At 75.7% G+C, this 6,224-nt stretch carries 9 protein-coding genes; 7 read left to right on the plus strand and 2 right to left on the minus strand.

All coding sequences use genetic code 11. The features are described from left to right. The first annotated feature begins 9 nt into the window (after positions 1–9). From LPU43_RS12895 to LPU43_RS12925, 7 genes are all read left to right on the plus strand, one after another. The gene (locus LPU43_RS12895; RefSeq protein WP_229400617.1) at positions 10–1,095 is read left to right on the plus strand and encodes an alpha/beta fold hydrolase; all 1,086 of its coding nucleotides are present in this window, start codon (positions 10–12) and stop codon (positions 1,093–1,095) included. 44 nt (positions 1,096–1,139) lie between these two features. Further along, complete coding sequence (tsaE, locus tag LPU43_RS12900; RefSeq protein ID WP_373321707.1) at positions 1,140–1,604, plus strand: tRNA (adenosine(37)-N6)-threonylcarbamoyltransferase complex ATPase subunit type 1 TsaE; 465 nt, start codon at positions 1,140–1,142, stop codon at positions 1,602–1,604. Positions 1,605–1,710: 106 nt separating this feature from the next. Then, the gene (ung, locus tag LPU43_RS12905; protein ID WP_229400619.1) at positions 1,711–2,412 is read left to right on the plus strand and encodes a uracil-DNA glycosylase; all 702 of its coding nucleotides are present in this window, start codon (positions 1,711–1,713) and stop codon (positions 2,410–2,412) included. 170 nt (positions 2,413–2,582) lie between these two features. Continuing rightward, complete coding sequence (gene tsaB / locus LPU43_RS12910) at positions 2,583–3,260, plus strand: tRNA (adenosine(37)-N6)-threonylcarbamoyltransferase complex dimerization subunit type 1 TsaB (protein WP_229400620.1); 678 nt, start codon at positions 2,583–2,585, stop codon at positions 3,258–3,260. Positions 3,261–3,433: 173 nt separating this feature from the next. Continuing rightward, positions 3,434–3,895 (plus strand): ribosomal protein S18-alanine N-acetyltransferase, encoded by a 462-nt coding sequence (gene rimI / locus LPU43_RS12915; RefSeq protein WP_229400621.1) that lies wholly within the window; start codon positions 3,434–3,436, stop codon positions 3,893–3,895. 6 nt (positions 3,896–3,901) lie between these two features. Beyond that, entirely contained in the window at positions 3,902–4,948 is a 1,047-nt protein-coding gene (gene tsaD / locus LPU43_RS12920; protein ID WP_229400622.1) for a tRNA (adenosine(37)-N6)-threonylcarbamoyltransferase complex transferase subunit TsaD, read from the plus strand. 23 nt (positions 4,949–4,971) lie between these two features. Next, positions 4,972–5,226: a hypothetical protein gene (locus LPU43_RS12925; RefSeq protein ID WP_229400623.1), complete on the plus strand. Its 255-nt coding sequence runs from the start codon at positions 4,972–4,974 to the stop codon at positions 5,224–5,226. A gap of 148 nt (positions 5,227–5,374) precedes the next feature. On the opposite strand, the gene ybaK is transcribed toward LPU43_RS12925, so the two are convergent. Next, complete coding sequence (gene ybaK, locus LPU43_RS12930) at positions 5,375–5,854, minus strand: Cys-tRNA(Pro) deacylase (protein ID WP_229400624.1); 480 nt, start codon at positions 5,852–5,854, stop codon at positions 5,375–5,377. 9 nt (positions 5,855–5,863) lie between these two features. Further along, positions 5,864–6,224: THUMP-like domain-containing protein (locus LPU43_RS12935; RefSeq protein WP_444543570.1), on the minus strand; the 361-nt coding region annotated here is incomplete at its 5' end.

Raw genomic sequence — 6,224 nt, forward strand, 5'->3', positions numbered from 1 at the left:
GACACCGGCGTGAGCAGGTTCCGCATTCCCCGGCCCCGCACGGCCGCCGGCCGGGTGGCCGGCGTCGTCGGCGTGGTCGGCGTGGCCGCCGCCGGGCTCGCGGCGGGCGTGGTCAGCGAGCGGGCCCTGGTCCGCCGCCTCAAGGCCGACCCCACCGACCCGTACGCCGACGAGGTCTTCGGCGAGCAGCGGTACGACGAGGCGCTGCTGCTGGAGATGCCCGACGGCACGGACGTCCACGTCGAGGTGGTGGAGCCGACCCGGCCGGCCCCCGGCCGCCCGACCGTGGTGCTGGTGCACGGCTTCTGCCTGGACATGGGCACGTTCCACTTCCAGCGCAAGATGCTCGCCGAGCGCGGCGAGCACCGGATCGTCGCGTACGACCAGCCGGGGCACGGCCGGTCGGGGCGGCTGGAGAGCGGCGAGTACGACCTCGCCGCGCTGGGCGACACGCTGCGCCGGGTCATCGACCGGGTCGTCCCCGAGGGGCCGCTGGTGCTGGTCGGGCACTCGATGGGCGGCATGACGATCATGGCGTTCGCCGAGGCGTACCCGGAGCTGTTCGGCGACCGGGTGGTCGGCACGGTCCTCATGGCCACCTCGGGCGGGCTGCTGGCCGAGACGAAGCTGGTGGCCCCGGCGCTGCTGGGCCGGGTCGGCGGCCCGGTGCTGTTCATGGTCAACAACGCCACCCGGTACGGCGGCACCGTGATCGACCGGGCCCGCAGGTCGACGTCGAACGTCGCCTGGCTGCTCACCCGCCGGTACGGCTTCGGCACGCCGAACCCCAGCCCGGCCCTCGTGTCGTACGTGGAGGAGATGAACTCCCGCACCTCGGCCGACACGGTCACCCGCTACCTGCGCACCCTGGCCACCCACTCGCGGTTCCCGGCGCTGGCCGCGCTGGCGGGCACCCCGGTGCTCGTGGTGGTCGGCGACAAGGACATGATCACGCCGGTGAACCACTCGGAGGAGATCGTCCGGCGGCTGCCGCACGCCGAGTACGTCAAGATCCATGACAGCGGGCACGTGGTGATGCTGGAGCACGCCGACGAGGTCGACGCGGCCCTCGCCCGCTTCCTGGAGGCGCTGTGAGCGCCCTCGGCGCGCCGCCCCCGGCGGGGACGGTCGTCGTCGCGCTGCCCGCGGTCGAGGACACCCACGCGTTCGGCCGCCGGCTGGCCGGCGTGCTGCGCGCCGGGGACCTGCTGCTGCTCACCGGCCCGCTGGGCGCCGGCAAGACCGCGCTCACCCGGGGCATCGGCGCGGGCCTCGGGGTGCGCGGCGACGTCACCTCGCCCACCTTCGTGATCGCCCGCGTGCACCGGCCCGACCCGCAGCGCGGGGGCACGGTGGCGCTGGTGCACGCCGACGCGTACCGGCTGGGGGACGCCGCCGACCCTCGCGCCGAGATCGACGACCTCGACCTGGACGCCTCGGTCGACGACTCGGTGACCGTGGTCGAGTGGGGCGAGGGGCTGGTCGAGCAGTTGGTCGACGCCCACCTGCGGGTCCGCATCGACCGACGCGACGACGACACCCGCGTGGTCGAGCTGGAACCGGTCGGCGGCGACTGGGCCGCCCGGCTCGCTTCTCTCCGCTGACGGACCGGAGGGTTCCTCCCGGTCTCCGCGCCCCCGTCGCTGTCGGTGTCGAGGAGTGTCGGTCGCGGCTGGTAAGAAGGTGGCGATCGACTACGAAAGGTTGCCGATGCCCGACGCCGCCCCCGCCCTCGACCTGCCGGCGCTGCTGCCCGACGAGTGGCGTGCCGTGCTCACCCCGCACCTCGACCCCGCCCGCACGGCGGCCCTGGCCGAGTTCGTCGCCGGGGAGTACGCCACCCAGACCGTCTTCCCGCCGGTCGAGGACCTCTTCTCGGCCTACCGGCTCTGCGCGCCGGCCGACTGCCGGGTGCTGATCCTCGGGCAGGACCCGTACCACAAGGCCGGGCAGGCGCACGGGCTGAGCTTCAGCGTCCGTGAGGGGGTGTCCGTCCCGCCGTCGCTGCGCAACGTCTTCAAGGAGCTGAGCGAGGACCTGGGCGTGCCGAAGCCGCGCGGCGGCAACCTCGACGGCTGGGCCGCCCAGGGCGTGCTGCTGCTCAACTCGGTGCTCACCGTCCGGCAGGCCACCCCCGGCTCGCATGCCAACAAGGGGTGGGAGGAGTTCACCGACGCCACGATCCGCGCGCTGGACGCCCTCGACCACCGGGTGGTCTTCCTGCTCTGGGGCGGGTACGCCCGCAAGAAGGCGGCCCTCGTGACCAACCAGCGGCACGTGGTGCTGGAGGCCGGCCACCCGAGCCCGATGAACCCGCGCGGCTTCCTCGGCAGCCGCCCGTTCAGCGCGACGAACAAGGCCCTCGCCGACGCCGGGCTGCCCACGATCGACTGGGAGCGGTCCGCGGGCTGACCCGTCCGTCCGCCCGGCCGCCGGCCGAGCCCCGCCCGTGGTGGCCGAACCCCGCCCGCGCCCGGGGCCGCCACCCGTGCCGGCCGAGCCCCGCGCTCGCCGGGCGACGCCACCCGTGACGCGGCGGGGGGTGACCGGGGTCGGCCGGCGGGCCGGTTAGGGTTGCGTTCGTGCTCGTACTGGTGGTGGACTCCTCGACCCCCGCGGTGACCGCCGCGCTGGTGGAGGTCACGGCGGGCGGCGTCACGCCCCGGGCGCAGCGCCGCACCGTCGACGCCCGCGCGCACGGCGAGCTGCTCGCGCCGCAGGTCGACGCCGTCCTCGCCGAGGTCGGCGCCCGCCCGGCCGACCTGGCCGCGATCGTCGCCGGTCTCGGCCCCGGCCCGTTCACCGGGCTGCGGGTGGGGCTGGTCACCGCCGCCACGATGGCCCAGGTGCTCGGCGTCCCCGCGTACGGCGTCTGCTCGCTGGACGGGATCGGCCACCCGGCGGCGGCCGGCGAGCCGGTCCTGGCGGCCGGCGACGCCCGCCGCCGGGAGGTCTACTGGGCGGTCTACGACGGCGCGGGCCAGCGGATCGCCGGCCCGGACGTGGACGCCCCGGCGGTCGCCGCGCAACGCGCCCGCGACCTCGGGGTCACCGCCGTGGCCGGCGACGGCGCCCACCGGTACGCCGAGGTGTTCGACCTGCCGCTGCGGGCCGAGCCGCGCTACCCGGACCCGACCGCGCTGGCCGAGTTGGCGGCCGAGCGGATCAGGGCCGGCGCGCCCGGCGAACCCCTCACCCCGCTGTACCTGCGCCGCCCGGACGCCGTGGCGGCCACCGCCCGCAAACCGGTCCTGCCGTGAGCGCGAGGAGTGAGCCGGTGTTGCGAGCCCCGCAGTCGCGAGCAGGGATGGTGCCGTGAGCGCGAGGAGTGAGCCGGTGTTGCGAGCCCCGCAGTCGCGAACTGAGATGCTGCCGTGAGCGCGAGGAGTGAGCGGGTGTTGCGAGCCCCGCAGTCGCGAGCCGAGAAGGTGCCGTGAGCCCCGACGGGGTGCGGCTGGAGCGGTTCCGCTGGTGGCACGTCGACGAGGTGCTGCTCATCGAGGCGGACCTGTTCGGCCCCGAGCGCTGGTCGGCGGCGATGTTCTGGAACGAGCTGGCCAACGGCCACCACTACCTGGTGGCGACCGAGGGGCCCGGCGGCGCGGTGCTCGGCTACGCGGGCCTGGCCGTCGCGGCTCCCGACGAGGCGTGGGTGCAGAACATCGCGGTCCGCCGGGACGCCCAGCGGCGCGGCGTGGGCCGGGCCCTGCTGGAGGCGCTGCTCGCCGAGGCGGCCCGCCGGGGCGCGCGCAGCACCCTGCTGGAGGTCGCGGCGGACAATGCCCCCGCGCAGCGGCTCTACGCGACGTACGGCTTCGAGCCGATCGGCGTACGGCGCGGCTACTACCAACCCAGCAACACCGACGCGCTGGTCATGCGGCGCGACCAGGACTGAGGGACCATGGCTGACGAACCGCTGATCCTCGGCATCGAGACCTCCTGCGACGAGACCGGGGTCGGCATCGTGCGCGGGCACACCCTGCTCGCCGACGCGCTGGCCTCCAGCGTGGAGGAGCACGCCCGGTTCGGCGGCGTGGTGCCCGAGGTGGCCAGCCGCGCCCACCTGGAGGCCATCGTGCCGACGATGGACCGGGCGCTGCGCGAGGCGGGGGTGACGATCGCCGACATCGACGCCATCGCGGTGACCTCCGGCCCGGGGCTGGCCGGCGCGCTGCTCGTCGGCGTGGCCGCCGCCAAGGGGTACGCGGTGGCGGCCTCCAAGCCCGTGTACGGGGTGAACCACCTCGCCGCGCACGTCGCCGTGGACACCCTCGAACACGGCCCGCTGCCCGAGCCGGCGGTCGCCCTGCTGGTCTCCGGCGGGCACTCGTCCCTGCTGCTCGTCGACGACCTGGCGCGCGGGGTGACCCCGCTGGGGGCGACGATCGACGACGCGGCCGGCGAGGCGTTCGACAAGGTGGCCCGGCTGCTCGGCCTGCCGTTCCCGGGCGGGCCGTACGTCGACCGGGAGGCACGGGCCGGCGACGCCGCCGCGATCAACTTCCCGCGCGGGCTGACCGCCGCGAAGGACCTCGCCGCCCACCGGTACGACTTCTCCTTCTCCGGCCTGAAGACGGCGGTGGCCCGCTGGGTGGAGGCCCGGCAGCGGGCCGGCGAGCCCGTGCCGGTGGCCGACGTGGCCGCGTCGTTCCAGGAGGCGGTCTGCGACGTGCTCACCGCCAAGGCGCTGGCCGCCTGCCAGGCGCACGGGGTGGACACGCTGGTGATCGGCGGGGGAGTGGCGGCCAACTCCCGGCTGCGGGCGCTGGCCGAGCACCGCGCGGCGAAGCTGGGCATCCGGGTGCGGGTGCCCCGGCCGAAGCTGTGCACCGACAACGGGGCGATGGTGGCGGCGCTCGGGGCGCACCTCGTCGCCTCGGGGGTCGCGCCGAGCCGGCTCGACCTGCCGGCCGACTCGGCCCTGCCGCTGACCACGGTCAGCGTGTGATGGCGGGCGAGGGGAGCGACGACGTGATCGTACGGATGTGGGAGGCGCGGGCGGAGCCGTACGGCTTCGCCGACCTGATCACCTGGGTCTGCGACACGGCCCTGCCCGAGTTCGAGCACGACCCGCTGCACGTCGCCAGCGAGGTGTTCAGCTCGACCGACCACCGGGTGGTGGTGATCTCGAAGTGGCGGAGCAACCCCCGGTCGCTGCCCGACCCGCCCGCCATGCTGGTGGCCCGCCCGCCGCACTCGTGGGACTTCACCCAGGTCGACCGCTGACCCGGGGGCGCACGCCGGGCGTCGTGTGCCGTGGCGAAGGACTCGGTCAGCGCCGCGTCCGAGGCGAGCGCGGCGTCGGTCGCGTCCGCGTACGCCCCCGGGCCGGTGGTCAGCGACCGGCCGTCCAGGACGGTCCACGACGCCGTCGTCAGGCCGCCGCGATCGGTGCCGTGCGGGCGTCGGTGAGGGCGATCAGGTCCGCCGGGGCGAGCTGGAGCTGGAGGCCGCGGCGGCCCGCCGAGACGTACACGGTCTCGTGGGCCAGCGCGGAGGCGTCCACCACCGTGGGCAGGCGCTTGCGCTGGCCGAGCGGGCTGATCCCGCCGCGCACGTAGCCGGTGGCCCGCTCGGCGGCGGCGCGGTCGGCCATCGTCGCCCGCTTGCCGCCGAGCGCGGCGGCCAGCGCCTTGAGGTCCAGCTCACCGGTCACGGGCACCACCGCCACCGCGAGCGCGCCGTCGACCTCGGTGACCAGCGACTTGAACACCCGCTCCGGGGGCACGCCCAGGGCCGCCGCGACGAGCGCGCCGTAGTTCGCCGCGTCCGGCGACACGTCGTACGGGTGCGTGCTGTGCCGGATCTTCCGCCTGGTCAGCAGCGCCGTCGCCGGAGTGCCCTGTCCCGCCATGTCGACAAGCTAACCCGCCGTCGTCGTCCGATCCACCACGACCGGCACCGGGCGGCACAGCAGCACGGTGGGGGCGCCCGCGACCCGGGTCAGCACCACGCTCGCCGCCTCCGGGCCGGCCAGCCGCAGGTCCCGCCGCAGCTTCTCCGGCTCCAGCGCCGAGCCGCGCTTGAGGATCTCGACCCGGCCCACCCGGCGCTCGCGCAGCAGCGCGCGCAGCCGCTTGAGCGAGAACGGCAGCACGTCGGTGACCTCCAGGCAGCGGGCGAACGGCGTCGCGCCGGGCGTGTCGGCGTACAGGTAGGCGATGCTCGGGTCGGCGAGGGTTGCGCCGAGGGAGTCGGCCAGCTCGGCGACCAGGTGGGCGCGG

This window comes from Micromonospora okii (genome assembly GCF_020884795.1).
Classification (GTDB): domain Bacteria; phylum Actinomycetota; class Actinomycetes; order Mycobacteriales; family Micromonosporaceae; genus Micromonospora; species Micromonospora okii.

Bases quoted from the DNA above. Each gene is read 5' to 3' on its own strand.
- ybaK (WP_229400624.1), bottom strand. From the start codon at position 5,854: ATGGCGGGACAGGGCACTCCGGCGACGGCGCTGCTGACCAGGCGGAAG.
- tsaD (WP_229400622.1), top strand. From the start codon at position 3,902: ATGGCTGACGAACCGCTGATCCTCGGCATCGAGACCTCCTGCGACGAG.
- ung (WP_229400619.1), top strand. From the start codon at position 1,711: ATGCCCGACGCCGCCCCCGCCCTCGACCTGCCGGCGCTGCTGCCCGAC.